This window comes from Moorena sp. SIO1G6 (assembly GCF_010672795.1).
Taxonomy (GTDB): domain Bacteria; phylum Cyanobacteriota; class Cyanobacteriia; order Cyanobacteriales; family Coleofasciculaceae; genus Moorena; species Moorena producens.
The window spans coordinates 1-15,213 of record NZ_JAAHFZ010000015.1; the positions used below are offsets into that span (position 1 = coordinate 1).

The 15,213-nt window shown below is 44.5% G+C and carries 12 protein-coding genes; 4 read left to right on the forward strand and 8 right to left on the reverse strand.

What is annotated here, in order from left to right; translation table 11 throughout:
• Positions 1-56: 56 nt before the first annotated feature.
• Together F6K63_RS16335 and F6K63_RS16340 are read right to left on the reverse strand one after the other, a co-directional pair.
• Positions 57-1,172: an efflux RND transporter permease subunit gene (locus tag F6K63_RS16335; RefSeq protein ID WP_287312703.1), complete on the reverse strand. Its 1,116-nt coding sequence runs from the start codon at positions 1,170-1,172 to the stop codon at positions 57-59.
• Between the two features lie 249 nt (positions 1,173-1,421).
• Positions 1,422-3,017, reverse strand: coding sequence for an efflux RND transporter periplasmic adaptor subunit (locus F6K63_RS16340; RefSeq protein ID WP_287312704.1), 1,596 nt, complete (start codon positions 3,015-3,017; stop codon positions 1,422-1,424).
• A 111-nt stretch (positions 3,018-3,128) separates the two neighbouring features.
• Here F6K63_RS16340 and F6K63_RS16345 point away from each other — a divergent pair, with 111 nt between their 5' ends.
• Entirely contained in the window at positions 3,129-3,254 is a 126-nt protein-coding gene (locus F6K63_RS16345) for a hypothetical protein (RefSeq protein WP_287250949.1), read from the forward strand.
• Positions 3,255-3,597: 343 nt separating this feature from the next.
• Here F6K63_RS16345 and F6K63_RS16350 read toward each other — a convergent pair whose 3' ends face one another.
• The 4 genes from F6K63_RS16350 to F6K63_RS16365 form a co-directional block, all read right to left on the reverse strand.
• A complete protein-coding gene (locus F6K63_RS16350; protein WP_008188514.1) occupies positions 3,598-4,395 on the reverse strand; it encodes a PEP-CTERM sorting domain-containing protein in 798 nt (265 codons plus the stop codon).
• Between the two features lie 1,045 nt (positions 4,396-5,440).
• Positions 5,441-5,563, reverse strand: coding sequence for a hypothetical protein (locus tag F6K63_RS16355; protein WP_267872101.1), 123 nt, complete (start codon positions 5,561-5,563; stop codon positions 5,441-5,443).
• 315 nt (positions 5,564-5,878) lie between these two features.
• Positions 5,879-7,162 (reverse strand): serine hydroxymethyltransferase, encoded by a 1,284-nt coding sequence (glyA, locus tag F6K63_RS16360; RefSeq protein ID WP_008188512.1) that lies wholly within the window; start codon positions 7,160-7,162, stop codon positions 5,879-5,881.
• Between the two features lie 226 nt (positions 7,163-7,388).
• The gene (locus tag F6K63_RS16365) at positions 7,389-8,648 is read right to left on the reverse strand and encodes an RNA-guided endonuclease InsQ/TnpB family protein (protein WP_008188511.1); all 1,260 of its coding nucleotides are present in this window, start codon (positions 8,646-8,648) and stop codon (positions 7,389-7,391) included.
• Positions 8,649-9,378: 730 nt separating this feature from the next.
• Here F6K63_RS16365 and F6K63_RS16370 point away from each other — a divergent pair.
• Both F6K63_RS16370 and F6K63_RS16375 read left to right on the forward strand, forming a co-directional pair.
• Positions 9,379-9,576, forward strand: a complete 198-nt coding sequence (locus F6K63_RS16370) for a hypothetical protein (protein WP_008188510.1) — start codon at positions 9,379-9,381, stop codon at positions 9,574-9,576.
• A 169-nt stretch (positions 9,577-9,745) separates the two neighbouring features.
• Positions 9,746-10,222 carry a Tic20 family protein gene (locus F6K63_RS16375; protein ID WP_008188509.1) on the forward strand — a complete coding sequence of 159 codons (477 nt, stop codon included), beginning with the start codon at positions 9,746-9,748 and terminating at the stop codon, positions 10,220-10,222.
• Here the strand turns inward: F6K63_RS16375 and F6K63_RS16380 are convergent.
• Positions 10,219-11,019: a fumarylacetoacetate hydrolase family protein gene (locus tag F6K63_RS16380; protein WP_008188508.1), complete on the reverse strand. Its 801-nt coding sequence runs from the start codon at positions 11,017-11,019 to the stop codon at positions 10,219-10,221. The two genes, F6K63_RS16375 and F6K63_RS16380, sit on opposite strands and share 4 nt — an antisense overlap.
• A gap of 566 nt (positions 11,020-11,585) precedes the next feature.
• Here F6K63_RS16380 and rpsF point away from each other — a divergent pair.
• Positions 11,586-11,915, forward strand: a complete 330-nt coding sequence (gene rpsF, locus F6K63_RS16385) for a 30S ribosomal protein S6 (protein WP_193374718.1) — start codon at positions 11,586-11,588, stop codon at positions 11,913-11,915.
• 424 nt (positions 11,916-12,339) lie between these two features.
• Here rpsF and F6K63_RS16390 read toward each other — a convergent pair whose 3' ends face one another.
• Positions 12,340-15,012, reverse strand: coding sequence for a carboxypeptidase-like regulatory domain-containing protein (locus F6K63_RS16390; protein ID WP_008188506.1), 2,673 nt, complete (start codon positions 15,010-15,012; stop codon positions 12,340-12,342).
• Positions 15,013-15,213 lie beyond the last annotated feature (201 nt).

Sequence of the window (15,213 nt, forward strand, 5' to 3'; positions counted from 1 at the left end):
TTTCCTGAAGGCGATGTGGGATACCACCTTCCTCGAAGCAGTCGGGGATGTAGTACTCAGCTTTTCTGACTCAAATGATATCCTAGATATCCAAGATGTCGGAATTTGTCCGGGTTAAAAGTATCAGACTCCAGTTCTTCTAAGGTTTTTTCGATGACCTTAATCGAGTCAGACCCTGGTACTTTCACTACATCCATGCTGACGGTGGGTTCAAACTCAGAACCCTGCCAACTAATGAAGGCACGAGTCTTTTCCCTTTCCAAATCCCGACGTACTAAAGCCACTTCATCTAGGCGCACTACCCTGCCATTAGTACCACCCAAACGAGTGATAGGCAAGCTACGTAAATCTTCCAAGGTACGAAACCTACCGTACAATCGTACCTGAGCCCCAATCTGTTCATTTTCAATCTGGTCCCAGGGCATATCCTGGTTAGCAACTCTGAGGCGGTCACTTACTGTGGTTGGGGAAATCCCCAAAGTAATCATGCGGCTGGGGATAAGTTGGACATTGATAACTTCTTTCCGTTGTCCTGCTACATTAACCTCCCGTACACCCGAGACTTTTTCGAGTCTTTCTTGAATATCTTCCGCCGCCCGACTGAACACCGCCGGATCGAGATTACCATATAAACCAATCGAGAAAATTGGGACATCTTGGGCAGAGATTTGCTCTATATTTGGTTGATTAGCCTCTGAACTAATCTCCGGTTCAGCATCATCGACTTTTTGCCGCAGCAGTGCCATCGACTCCTGAACATTGGCATTAGCTTGAAATTCCACTGATATCTGGGAGAAACCGTTGAAAGAAGCACTCTCAACTTTCTTCAATCCCTTTAGGGATTTGAGTTCTTTTTCAATTTTATCTGTGACTTGAGTTTCTATGCTTTCTGGGTCAGCCCCTGCCCAACTAGTAGTCACTATCGCCATGGGAATTTCCACATCTGGATCGGCTTCTTTGACCATCGACTGATAACCCATCAATCCACCCAAGGTTAGCAAAACGATCAAGAGAATACCAAATACTGTTTTCAGGAAAAAGAATTTAGCTAAACCTGAGGCTCGGTTAACATCAGGCACATCATGCCCATTATGCCCATTATGCCCATTATGATCTAATTTATCCTGTAAAACCTCAGGTTTAGAGTTGGAGGAAACCAGCTTACTACTCATCAATTACCTACCAAAGGAAAACGTCATCTTAGCAATTACCGTAAGCATTCAGCATTCAGCATTCAGCATTCAGCATTCAGTTAATAGCTATTAGCTATTAGCTATTAGCATTCAGCTTATGGGCTACGCGCAATCGGTGCTTTTGAATAAAACAGGTAACCATTTGTTTAATCTGAGTTACGTCTGCATGATAGCTGACCGCTGACCGCTGAATGCTTACCAATTACCAACTGCCCAAATTATTCCTTACTAGTTAATAACTTCAACTGGTGTGCCATCAACTAAGCGATTGAGTCCTTCTGTGACAACTAAATCGCCAGGTTCAACACCACTTTTAATTTCTTGCATAGAAATCCCCTTAATACCCTCTGTTACCGGACGCAGTTGAACGACGTTTTCTTGTTGATTTACAACAAATACATAGGGTTTATGGTCGCGGTAGACAATTGCATTAATAGGAACACTTAGGGCTGTGGGGTTTTCTTCCACAGCAATCCAAACAGAAACTCGCTCCCTATCCAGTACATTCTTACTTCCTTGGTACAGGCGGATGGTCACGTTTACAGAACGCTCACCAGGGTTAACCGAAGGACTGACTGAAAAAATTGCGCCTCGGGCTTTAGCAAGGCGAAACAATTCCTGTTGGGTCATGCCTCTACTAGAGGCACTACTCATGTCTTGATCTAACACCACATAAGCTGATTGACCGGGTTGCACCAATGGGCCATAAAAGGTCGGGAGTTCGACATCGACTTCATAAGCGCTAGGGTCATTGACAATGATCGGCACTGAATCGACTACAGTCTGATAATTACTAGTGTTTACACTGTTTAAAATTTGGGTTGTCCAGAAGTCTCCCTCTCGGATATTAAGGTGGGCTACAATTCCATCAAAGGGTGCTACAATCTCCGTATCTTCTAAACTAATGGTAGAGCGAGTTTGCCCAGCCTTGGCTGAAGCAATCTGGGCTTGAGTAGCAGTTAATTGTGACTGGGCAGATGCTAACTGACTTTCAGCAGCTTTGACATTGCTCAAGGCAGCATTAACTTGAGCTTGTGCTGCTCTGACTTGGGATTGACCATCCTCGGCTCTATTTCTGTAGACATCAACATCACTCTCTGAGATTACACCGGCATCGAAAAGTTCTAGACGGCGTTTGAATTCAGATATCGCTAAATCAAAATCATTTTTTGCTGCTTCAAACTGGGCTTGGGCGCTGATTACTTGTGCTTTGGTTTGTTCTACATTTGCTTGAGATTGAGACAAATTTGCTTGTGCTGTTACCCGTTGGGTCTGAGCTTCAGCAGTTTGGGCTTGAGCTTGTGCCAGCTCTGCTCGCAGTCTGCGGTCATCTAATTTTGCTAGTAATTCACCCTTTTTGACAAAATCTCCCTCTCGTAGATCCCGTCCATTAACTTTTTTGAGATAGGTGATAGTTCCTGAGGTTTGGAAGGTCAGGTGTTTGCCTCGCACTGCTGAAACGAAACCATTGCCAAAAACTAACTGTTGCAGTGGATAAATTTTGACTGGGGTGGCTCGTACAGGTAACCGGTTAGGTTCAGCTGGGGCTGCTGTGATGGTGTTTTGTGATACCTCGGGATTAGGTTGGGACTGTTTGAAAGCGATCGCACCCAATGCTATAATACCGATACCTAGCAACAGAAAAGGCCACATCGGTCGCTTTTTACGGGAGGGATTGGCGGAGGTATTGGTTGCTTCCCTGGCAGCTTCCGTTTCTACTTCGGGTAATGGGTCTTGTGGTTGCTGTTCAACCCCTTGATCAATGTGTTCCTGAATTGGTTGAGGTGAGGACAAGTGCTTTTGAGGCAAAGGATTTGATTTCATTGTTTATTTCCTGTAGCATCAAGTCTTAAGTACTTTTGAGTTGCACAGTATGGGGTTAGTTACCCTATATAAAGGATATCGCCTGTAACCAAGGAGTTTGTTTCTAGAGAAATGCCACAGGGGCAATCAGAACGAGCAGAAACTCATAATATATCAGTTGGAGCAACCCTGCCATCAACCGGTGGTATAGGATTACCGGAAGTTTTGTCAAGTATACAGCTTCAAAACCTGTGTTGAAATCAGGATAAGCACCAAAACCGAGGGATAATTGTATTAAAGTAGAGAGTAGGGAGTAGGGAGTAGGGAGTAGGGAGTAGGGAGTAGGGAGTAGGAAGCGGTTACCCCTCTATAGGCTTTCAGCTGTACGCCAGACTGGATAAATTAATTGCTGCATTTAAATCTTGGTCAATTTGTGGACAAATTAAAAATTACAAATCATAAATCATAAATCATAAATTAACCCCACCAGTGTCTTAAACCAGTGGGGTTTTATGATTATTAATTGAAACTAATTACAAGAATTTATTTTGTCCGCTGACCGCTGACCGCACCTCAAGTAGCGTGCGCGTAGCGCATATGCTTAAGCAGTCTTTTTTTTGAAAGCTGCACCTGTTCCCAAAGCACCTAATGCTAGTAAGCCCAAAATTGAAGCAGGTTCCGGAACGGGTGTTAGCTGAACATTGTCAATCAGCAGTCCAGAGTCAACAAAAGGATCATCCTCGTCCAAGACTCCAAGTCCTAAACTAAAGGTTCCAGAAGTTTCAAAGGTATAAGAAAAACTCTGAAAGCCAGTCTCTTCAAAGAAAGGTGTCTGAAAGAAAGGTGTCAAAGATTCTATGAATAGTGGGGAGTTGGTGTCAGCTAGTCCATCTACCATTTGAGAGATGCTGACGAAGGAAAAATCGTTAAAAACTTCTGGATTAACAAAGGGAAGACCGTTAAAATCTTCTGGATTCAAAGATGATGTAAATTCATTCGTGAGAAAGTTCCAATCAAAAGTCAAAATATCTCCGGCATAGGCAGTGAAGGTTTGTTGAATTGCAGAACCCTCTGTGGGAGTATCTACATTGGGAAGATTAGGGATAGTAGCTAAGCTTCCAGCTGTTAATCCTAGGAATGTTTCTATATCCGAGACAGGAACTGAGCCAACACCAGTAGTTAGTAAAGCTTGGAAGTCTCCATCTGTTGGACCACTTCCAAACTCTGCTGTCTCAATACTAGTGTCGCCTATGGTTGCCCATGGGTTGAAATCACCAGTCTCAAAACTGCCATTGACAATTGCCAAAGCTGGGTTAGCACTTAAAAGAGTTGCGGCACTAACTAAACTTACTGTACCTGAGCATAGGGTTAAGACATTGAACAATTGGCGAGTAGACATAAACTTGATTACTCCTTTGTTAGGGAAAATACGATGGTTTTCGCGACGACACTATTTGCTGTAACTATGTCTTGATGCAGCGCGGCAAAAGGGGGTTTATCCTATGAGCCACTGCATCGGTTTGGAGAGTATTGGAGAATTTATTAATATAGCAATTCTCTCTTCAATGAGGTACAAAGCGATCCCCCGTTGGTCCCCATTTGTAAGGAGGACTTTGAGGTTGATAACCATACCTCATCAAGGCCATAAAAGCTATAAGTCAGAACATCTAAATATCAAGGGGCTCAAATCAATTAATTCTAAAATCTAGAGCCTCTTAATACGCAAGCACCATGATCTGACACATCCAAGCCAACTAGTTTAAGCATGGATGTAACTAATCAGAAAAATCGCTACGAACTCAAGCAGCGCTCTCTCAAGATAGAGTTCATTGTTGATTATTATCCCCAGAGGGAGGTCTTTTCTTTTACTGCTTTAGGTTGGTAGCTATGACAACAATGAACGATTTAACGTTGATGACTGATTTATTTCCCAAGAATAATATTACATATAAATCTGGAAAAATTGAGCTAATCCAAGTAAAATTTACTCAATCTTTAAAATAATCAAGTTTTAATGAAAAATTCTTTGATAAGAGATAATTCAGTCAATATAGCATTTACCAATAGGTCATAAACAATATTGCTGTGTCTTGATGCAGTCGGTCATGGGGGGAACCCCCATGACCGCGCTGCATCGCTTTCTGATAACATCAAAAACTATTCGGAGCTCTTTCCTACTGGGTGCATCTCAGTTTTGCAATTAGGCAAAAATTCGGGCGAAAATTTCTACACTCCCCGCGCCCGGGCCCCACACTCCCCGCGCCCGGGCCCCACACTTCCGATCTTTTTTACAAATATGAGATGCACCCTTCCTACTCTTCCCTGTTCTCTGTTTCCTGTTCCCTATATTGATGCAGTCCTATGTTTACATCTCAAATAAAAACGCTATACTTGGGTTCCCTAAGATGCATTTAAATTTCCACCTCAAGTAGCGTGACCTACGGTCAATCGCGTAGCTTGGCCAACGGCCAATCGTTCCCGTAGCGTGACCAACGGTCAATCCACTTGTGAAAAAGCCGGTCTACCCTCTGACCATCTCCCCATCTCCCCAAAGCGCCCCTATTCACAATTTAAATGTGTGAATAAGGGCTGTTCCATTATTGATGTTGACAGAATAGGACTTAGAAACTGTTTATAAACTAAATCTTAAGACAACTGAAATCGCTGACTATTGGTGGGTTACGGCGGACAGTTCTTTTAATCCGAAGTTACCGACTCCCGACTCCCTCGGTGCGCTTGACCCGTAATTAAATTACGGGTCAAGCGCACCGCTCCCGACTCCCTGATAAACCAAAGCGAAGACTACAGTAGGGTGCGTTATTAGCCCACCCTACTGTTGGTTTTATGCTGACGCTTAACCCTCAACCGTCAACCCTCAACCCTTAGACCAAACTTGGTAAAGGAATGGTCAAATGGGGATACAGAGGAAAGCGATCGCATAACTGTGCCACACGCTGGCGACATTGAGTTGCCACTTGCTCATCCTCTCGATTCAGTAAGCGATCGGCAATAATATTACCAATCTCAGTAAATTCTGCCACTCCCATGCCTCGGGTAGTCATGGCGGGGGAACCTAGGCGCAAGCCACTGGTGACAAAGGGCGACTCTGGGTCAAAGGGAACAGTGTTTTTGTTAGCCGTAATCTTGACACCGCTCACCAGTTGGTCAGCTCGCTTACCTGTCATACCAATAGAGCGCAAATCTACCAGTAATACATGGTTATCTGTACCACCAGAAACAATCTTTAACTCCCGGTTTTGCAGTGCCGTTGCCAAAGCCTTAGCATTTTCAATCACCTGGGCAGAATAGGTTTTGAATGCTGGGGTCAAGGCTTCCCCAAAGGCAACAGCTTTACCAGCAATCACATGTTCCAACGGACCCCCCTGAGTTCCGGGAAACACTGCCTTATCGAACTTTTTACCCAAATCCGATTGATTGGTCAGAATCAAGCCACCCCTTGGACCACGCAGGGTCTTGTGAGTGGTAGTAGTGACCACATGGCAGTGAGGAAGGGGGTTAGGGTGATGACCAGTAGCAACTAAACCAGCAATGTGAGCCATATCCGCCATCAGGTAGGCACCCACTTCATCAGCAATGGCCCGGAATTTCTCAAAGTCAATGATTCGGGGATAGGCGGAATAGCCGCAAATAATCAGTTTGGGACGCTCTTTCAGAGCAAGTTCCCGAATCTGACCATAGTCCAATTGTTCAGTCTCCTGGCTGACACCGTAGTGACACACCTCAAACCATTTGCCCGACACATTGACCGGTGACCCATGGGTAAGGTGTCCGCCATGGGACAAATCCATCCCCATAATCTTGTCACCAGGTTTTAGTAAGGCTAGAAATACTGCAAAGTTCGCTTGAGCGCCAGAATGGGGCTGCACATTGGCATGAGCAGCACCAAATAGTTCTTTAGCACGGTCAATCGCTACTTGTTCGACTTTGTCAATGAACTCACAGCCGCCATAGTAGCGCTTTCCGGGCAATCCCTCAGCATATTTGTTAGTTAGCACTGAGCCTTGTGCTGCCATCACCGCTGGGGAGGTGAAGTTCTCACTAGCAATAAGTTCCAGATGCTCCCGTTGGCGTTGGAGTTCCTGTCCCAGATACGTGGCTATCGTGGGATCGGTTTCGGCGAGAAAATCTAAGTTAGTTTGAGTCACTTTCTTTACTTCTAGGATCGATCACGTTTGGGTATTGACACAACAACCTTAAAGGTGTAAGTGCTTACAAAAAATCCTCTGAGGCAATAAAGCCCCGTCTAGGCAGGAGCGGGAATCAAAAACTGAGGTAGCGCTTTGATGCACGGGTTTATCCCATCAGCGACTACCGGTACCGACATAGCAGCTTTAGTCGCCCTGAAGATTTTGTGACCACTCCCACATCAAATCAGAGATTATGATGTGGGCTTCTCAAATTCGCAAATGAGACTTGCTGCTCCTCGATATCCTGTATCGATTTACCACAGCCATTGAGCGGCAGTCCAACCGCCATTAATGCACGATTCAAAATGTTGATGCCACTATTCCAATCGCGGTCAATTTTTACTCCACAATCAGGACAATGATGGACTCTGTCAGCGAGATTTTTCTCAACTGAAGCTCCACAATTGAAACACTCGATACTTGTACCCCGTGGATTAACTTCCTGGACTAACAAACCGCGTTTGACCGCCACTGCTTGTAAGATTTCTAGAAATGACCCCCACGCAGCATCATGTATTGATTTTGCGTGTCTTATTCGAGCAAGTCCTTTGATATTTAAATTTTCGTGAGCAATTAAGTCATATTTATTACACAACCAATGAGCAACCTGATAATGAAACTCTTTTCTGCAACGAGCTAAGTGAAGATGCAACAAGCTAACTTGCTTTTTAGCTTTTTTCCAGTTGTTAGAACCCTTGACACGACGGGACATCGCTTTTTGAGCTAATGCCAGTCTGTCTTGAGCCTTCCTGTAGAACTGTGGGATCGGTACTGCTTCACCGTCAGATGTAGTTAAAAACTTTTCTAAGCCAACATCAATTCCGACAGCAGACTTAACTGAATCTATAGGTAATATTTCAGGGACGGTATGATCCTTCATTGAAATGCAGCAATACCAACCATCAGCTTTTTTGACAATAGTACACTGCTTGAGAGTGAATCCATCCGGCAATGGTCGATGCATTACCACAGGAATAGAACCGATCTTGCTTAGTTTTAAAACTCCATCAATTAAGTGCGCCCCCGCTTTAGAACTATTCACCCTAGGAAAGACAAAAGATCTAAGTTCTCCAGGCTTCTTGAAACGAGGTCTTCCACCCCGCTTGCCACCCTTGACAGGTTTCCTCCATCTTTCCCACGCTTTATTAAGTCGTTGTAGATTAACTTGTTGAGTTTCTGCGTAAATTTTTTTGTACTCAGGGAACAACCGTTTGGTTTCCTTGAGGGCTGATTGCTGAGTGTAATAATTGAGTGGTTCTGGTATTTCACCAATTGGTTCACTAACGATACTACATCTATCAATAGAGCAACGACTCCTATTGAGCCAATCAAGTCTTTGCCCTAGAGCATAGTTCCAGTGACGGCGCAATAGTTCTAGCCATCTTTCCATGATGGCTACTTGTTCGGTGTTCGGCTTAATTCTGTAGCAGTAGGTCAGTATCATCAGCCCTTAGTTAAACAACTCAAACAATATCTCAAGAACCAATATACCCAGTCGGGCAATTCCCCGGAGACGCGCGCCTTAGACAGTTTAGCCTTTATAAGCGACAGTCTGTGAGTCATAAGTTTAAGTTATATGAAATAAGGCTCAACTGTCTTACGGTAACTTCTAACCCGTTAAATCACGCGATTATAACGGGAGACCCCTTGCCCGTTTAGTTGGACACGACCCTTAAACAGGACTTACCCAGTAAATATACCTACAGGGTTGGTTATTAACGCACCCTATTACTTATCCCTACTACTTATCCCTACTACTTATTCCTACTACATATGGGCGTTTGATGCCCAGTTTTTCACCAGTTTTTCATAAGTCCTGTCAAACAATTCATCGGTAAGGATGAGCTTAAAGCTTGATTCTGGAACGATTCAGACTCAGATTAGGCCAATTTTTAGCAAAACTTAAAGTTTTTATTATGTTAAATTATTTATTATACAACACTTATCATCCAGGGGATCTAATAAGATAAGAATAGGGTTAAGCAATAGTTCTAATCAACAGCACTTATAAACAAGACTTAAGCACTAAGGTGATTGGTCAAGAGTTTCTCGATTAGTATGGGCATAAGGTGTCGTGAGCAAATAAACATTTTTCCCTATCCTCCAGCCTGTTGAGAAGACCTTAGAGTATCTTGCTTCGGCATCAGCCCTGATAGCGTAACAGGATTAGTGCTATGTTAGTAATTCTAACGGACAACCAAGTAATTTCCCCCGACCTTGTCTGCCAATGTTGTTTACTGGCTGACCCAAGTGGTCAACCTCGCTGGCATCAAGGCAAATTGGTGTGTGCTCATCTCCTCAAGAAGCTAAGTGAGAAGCAAGCTCAACAGTATGAGTGTGAAATGGGCTTCCGTCTGGTAAATATGGAGTAAACTTTTGTAGTAAGAACTTTTGTAGTAAGAACTTTTGTACTAAGCGATCGCGAAGCGTGACCAAAGGTCAATCGCATTTCAGGTTGCGATGGGGTAGAGTGTTGTGCTGCGCTATGCTGAATAATAGTTAGTGTAACCCTGATCTGAACATCTTCAAGGAGAAATCACGATGACTTGGCGCGGATCAACAGATGTTAAAGACCGGATTTTTGCAGCCCTTGCATATATACTGCCTCTAATTGTGGTTTTGCCCTTTGGTCAATTTCTGCTAAGACAGTTTCCCATTCTGGGCATTATTTACCTGCCACTACAACCATTAATTTCAATTTACTACCGTTTGCCGTTGGCGGGGTTAATTATTTTCTTTGTTTTGTTCTTAGCCGTAGTCAGAAACCCACGAATCAGCCATTTTGTTCGCTTTAACACCATGCAGGCGATTCTTTTAGACATTCTTTTAGTTTTGGGTTTTCTATTGTTGCCAATTTTACGCCAAGCACTAGGGGTTAACTTGCTAACAGAAACCTTGTATAATGTAGTATTTTTAGGAATCCTTGCCGCCTGCGGCTACTCCATGATTCAATCATTGATGGGTCGTTACGCAGAAATACCAAGCCTTAGTCAAGCCGTTTACAGCCAAGTCCCCTAGTATTCCTTAGTCTTGGCCTGTGAAGGGCGTAAGCTCACCGTATTTTCCAACTGGCCAATTCCCTCAATTTCCACCCGGACGCGATCGCCAACTTCCATTGGTCCTACTCCTTGGGGTGTCCCCGTAAGGATCACATCTCCTGGTACTAGGGTCATCACCTGGGAAATGTAAGATACCAGAACATCTGGCGGAAATACCATTTGACTAATTAAAGCTGATTGTACTGGCTCAGGGTTGTCATTCAGAAATGTCTGCAATTTTGCCCCAGCACTCAATTCCCGGACTATCCAGGGTCCGAGGGGACAAAAGCTATTAAATCCCTTAGCCCTGGTCCATTGGGCATCCCGCTTTTGTAAATCCCGAGCCGTTACGTCATTAGCGATCGTATAACCCCAAATTTTGGATTGAGCTTCGTCTGGTGTGCAGTCTAAGCAATAGTCACCGATTACCAGTGCTAATTCTCCCTCATAGTCTACTCGCTGAGACTGAGGCGGATACTGGATGGCTTGAGAGTCAGGAATTATAGTGGTAGGGGGTTTAAGAAACAGTAAAGGTTCCTCAGGAACTGATGTTCCCAATTCCGCTGCGTGTTCAGTATAGTTTTTGCCTACAGCCACGATTTTAGTTGGTGCACACGGAGCCAGCAATTGATAGCTTTCTGGTTCCAACTCTAAATCTATGGGTTGTCCCTGTAACCAAGGTGGTGCATCCAGCACCTGAATAGTGCGGGTCACCTGTAACAAGCCGTAGTAGGTCTGTCCTTTAGAAGATTTAACTCGAACGTAACGCTGTGTCATAACAATAGATGTTCCTTAATAATATTACGAAAATTCTCTACTTTACCTAAGGTAGTATTGAGTTGGTAGTACGTCAGTACTGAGTACCGATAACAGATTGTCCTTAACAGTACAATAGATAACAAGCTGCATTCAGACATAGCATCTTCTAGTAGTGTCTGGTGGTGTCTAGTGTTATTCCCCTTTGACGAATGTACTTTCTTTGAGCACAACTTAATTGAAATTTAATTGAAATTGGTTGCACAAGGGGTTAAAATGCTGAAGGGGTAATGCTTGTAAAGTATTGAGATCAAAGTATTGAGATCAAAGTATTCAGATAAGTGTAACAACCCCACACACTTACCGATCCGGTAACTGTCCGCTTGAGTAGCGGTAGATCAATTCCTTGCTTCTTTAACTATCCAGTAGCAAGCAAGTCAATTACCCAACCTTGACTCTCACCTTTGGTGTGGTTCAAGGAAAGCTGATTGTTAGTGCTGATTGTTAGTGCTGATTGTTAGTGCTGATTGTTAGTGCTGTGTATCGGATAAAAAGAAGCCAAATTGTCCATAAGGAGATTAATACCAGTGAAAAACACTTACGAAATGATGTACATCCTGCGTCCTGATTTGGGCGAGGAACAAGTAGATCAAGCTATCGGCAAATATCGAGACCTGTTGCAGGAACTAGGTGGAGAGCAAATCGAGATTCAGCATCGTGGCAAGCGTCGTTTAGCCTATCCCATAGATAGGTACCGGGAAGGGATTTATATTCAAATGAACTATAATGGACCAGGTACCCATGTGGCCAAGATTGAGCGAGCAATGCGTCTAAGTCAAGATGTGATTCGCTACCTCACCATCAGACAGGAATCATCCCCAGCCCCTACACCAGAACCAGCAGAAGTTGAAGCTTGAACTCTCGGTATTCCAGGGGGTAATCGGTAATCGGTAACAGGTAATGGGTAATGGGTAGTTGAGGATTACCTATTACGTAAGCATTCAGCTATCAGCGTGTCGCGTATCAGCATATGCGCTACACGCATGCTACTTGAGGTGCTATCAGCTTATGGGCGGGCACGGTACTTGATGTGCTTATGGGCATAGGGCAAGCTACACCGAACAGCTTTTGAATAAGCGATGCAGTCAGCCAAAGGGGGTTTCCCCCACTCGCGCTTGGGATCAAGAAAACAGGTAAGCATTCGTTTAATATCAGGAAAGTCCCAGGGTCGAAGCCTGTGCCACAAAGCTGTTCGCCCAGGGTGGGCCAAAAGCCCAGGGCTGACCGCTAAGGGCTGAATGCTTACTTCTTTGCTGGCTACAAAACACTAAGGATTAAAGACTAAGGACTAAGGAGTATCGATAAATTCAGTTCTTGGAAAGGTTCGGAATCTGGCTTAATCTCGATTTGATTGGGTTGAGCCGATTCACCATTAATCAGTAAATTATACTTACCCTGCTGCAACCCTTCTAAATAAAAGACCCCAGCACCGTTGGTAATCGAAAAAATCGATTTTCCTGAATCAACTGGTACTGCTTCTACCTTCGCACCCTCCACCGCTTCTCCCCCAGCATCAGTGACTACACCTGCAAAGGTGTAGGATAGTACCATTGGCACAGTAACTGGAGTATAGCTACCGGGCACCACCTCCACCGCATAGGCCGATTCCTCGGGTTTCCAGTCGATGGGATATCCGGCGGGGTCAAGGTCAAGGCGATAGGTGTCAGGGTCGAGTTTGACAAAAATCCCATTGTTGCGAATGTCTGGTCGAAAAGAGGTAATCGATTTATTATTCAGCAGTAACAGTAAATCCGGCTCTTCGAGGTAAATCTCTTCCCCTTTATCTCGTTTACCATTGCCATTGTTGTCAAAGAAAGGCTGAATTAACAATCCCCCTCGGCTGCGTAAGCGGTCAAAGCGGGTGTCGGCAGCGCTAATCCCTGATTGGACATTGATATTGGGAGAGACCTCAATCCTGAACGTGCTGCCATCAGAGGTAGTAGATATTTCCTGATAACGTAACCGCAATACTAATCCGGGAATCACGGCACTGGAAGCTGAGGCAATCAATCCATTACCCCGAGAACCGAAGCCATAGCCGAAATCCAAGTCCCATAGATATCGACCATCACTAGACTGTTGTGGAGAACGATAGCGCCAAGCTAAGCGAGCGAGGTGATCATCACGGTTATTTGAATCCCGGGTTTCGTAACCCAGTAGCAGGGAATGTCCTTTAGAGGCACTGCTATCGGACAAATAATAGATTAGTTCGGAATTGGTGGTGATTTCATTGCCTCGATGGGACAGTCTCAGACTTCCCAGGTTAGACCTCAAACTCCAGCGCAAGTTATTATTGGTGTCCATGTCAGCACTGGCAAAGAGTGAGAAATTTTGGCTAGTGTGGGAAATGCTCATACCAGCAGCTAAGGCTTCTTCCCGAGTGTTACCACTGGCTCTCAAGGTTAAACCACGAAAGACTTGCCAGTTGACCCGAAACCGCTGCGCTAGACTATCACTGTTGAAGTTAAAGCTCAGCTTAGGGGAGGGTTGGAAGTTAATACTGGCATCATAGTCTATCCCCTCATCCTCTGTACCCAAAAGAGCCGACACTTTTACCTTTAAGGGAAATCCAGCAGGTTGATAGAATAGTTCCCCTAACCCCAATACTGACTCGTCGTAAACCATCCCCATCCCCAAAGTCAGGTCTTCTGTGACTCCTAAGCGATAGGCAATTCCCCCCCGCACGTCTGTAAACTCACCAAAGAAATTCCCATTCTGGCTCGATTCCCGACTCAAGCCAGTGGAAACAACTAAAGCAGAGGCTCCCTTGGTCAATTGACCCGGTATAATAGAAAATTTTGCCTCTCGAATTTCCGGTTCCGCAGTAAGCTGTCCATCGGGATATAGAAAGACGCGATAAGTATTGCTACCGCCTCGTCCAGTTATGACATTTTCAAAGCGGTAAACCCCAGAGGAGTCCACTAGGATTTCATCCACTACCACATCATTAAAACCTTGGGTCAGCTGGACTAACGTACCCGGTTCAGCTTCCCCAGTAATGCTGCGTCCAATGTCATTGGCTTGTAACCGTTGGCTAGGACTAAATCCACCCCCCGATGACCGTGGTGGGATAAATCCCCAGCGCTGGATAGTGGTCGCACCCCAATATTGACCTGTCCCTTGACTTCGCCAAAAGGTGGGCTGGGAACCTAGGACATAATCCGCTGCATCGGTTTGGCGAAAATACTGGGCTTCCTGTAACCGAAACGTCCCAGTATCGGTTAAATCCGGTTGGCGAGTCCTCAGAAACCAGCTACCTCCTAATAAGGTGCCGATGGTGGTAAATTCTCCAGTATAGTTAGTGGAATTAGACAGAGAACTGCTACCACCCCCTCTGCCACTAATATTTACCCGTTGTCTGATCGCGGATATGCTAAAGGCAGGGGCATCAATCTCAGATAATCCTTCAAGTACGACTGGGATTTCTGGAGTTCGCCGACCTTTGCGCCGCACATTCAACCAGGGGGGATTAAACCTAATGGCGTATTCAATCATGTCAAACTCCGTCGGGACTCCTAGAAGAGTTTGGATGGTTTTGACGGGAATGACTAATCCTAATTCTGGGTCAGTTGGTAAGTCTTCTGGATTGATGCGGGTGACTAAACCAGGCGATCGCACTTCTAATTGACCATCTTCTAAGGGTTTGACATCTAATTTCAAGCCCTTAATCACATCATCTAAGGGAATCAGCCACTTTTCAAAATTAATTGCCTGGGAACCATCTTCAAATCCCCGCACTAAGGTACTAGGAATCACATTCTGTTTTCCCAGATTGACGCCTACAGGAAGAATAATCAATTGATCACTATCGTTTCGCCTTGGGCTAGAGGTAGTGGCGGCGACTTCCGGTTTTGGGATTTCAGGTGCTAGTGTTTGGGCAACAACGGAAGTTATGGTAATCAAAGAAGACAAGAGAGTTGTTACAGCTAGATAAGCTAGTGAAATAATTTTCATCCAACACCTATGAGCTGACTAAATGCTGACTAAATTTTTTAAGGGAAACTACATACATACTTTCCAATTTGGTCAGATCAAGTAACAGTAACTAAGGGGTTTGATACATCGGGTTTATTGCAGTAGCACTACTATTCCCTTATTCCCCGTAATTTTATCCACCTTAATCAAATTCAATGAATTTTAAATTCGGTATCTTTC

Bases quoted from the DNA above. Each gene is read 5' to 3' on its own strand.
- F6K63_RS16335 (WP_287312703.1), bottom strand. From the start codon at position 1,172: ATGAGTAGTAAGCTGGTTTCCTCCAACTCTAAACCTGAGGTTTTACAG.
- F6K63_RS16340 (WP_287312704.1), bottom strand. From the start codon at position 3,017: ATGAAATCAAATCCTTTGCCTCAAAAGCACTTGTCCTCACCTCAACCA.
- F6K63_RS16345 (WP_287250949.1), top strand. From the start codon at position 3,129: ATGCCACAGGGGCAATCAGAACGAGCAGAAACTCATAATATATCAGTT.
- F6K63_RS16350 (WP_008188514.1), bottom strand. From the start codon at position 4,395: ATGTCTACTCGCCAATTGTTCAATGTCTTAACCCTATGCTCAGGTACA.
- F6K63_RS16365 (WP_008188511.1), bottom strand. From the start codon at position 8,648: ATGATACTGACCTACTGCTACAGAATTAAGCCGAACACCGAACAAGTA.
- F6K63_RS16370 (WP_008188510.1), top strand. From the start codon at position 9,379: ATGTTAGTAATTCTAACGGACAACCAAGTAATTTCCCCCGACCTTGTC.
- F6K63_RS16375 (WP_008188509.1), top strand. From the start codon at position 9,746: ATGACTTGGCGCGGATCAACAGATGTTAAAGACCGGATTTTTGCAGCC.
- F6K63_RS16380 (WP_008188508.1), bottom strand. From the start codon at position 11,019: ATGACACAGCGTTACGTTCGAGTTAAATCTTCTAAAGGACAGACCTAC.
- F6K63_RS16390 (WP_008188506.1), bottom strand. From the start codon at position 15,012: ATGAAAATTATTTCACTAGCTTATCTAGCTGTAACAACTCTCTTGTCT.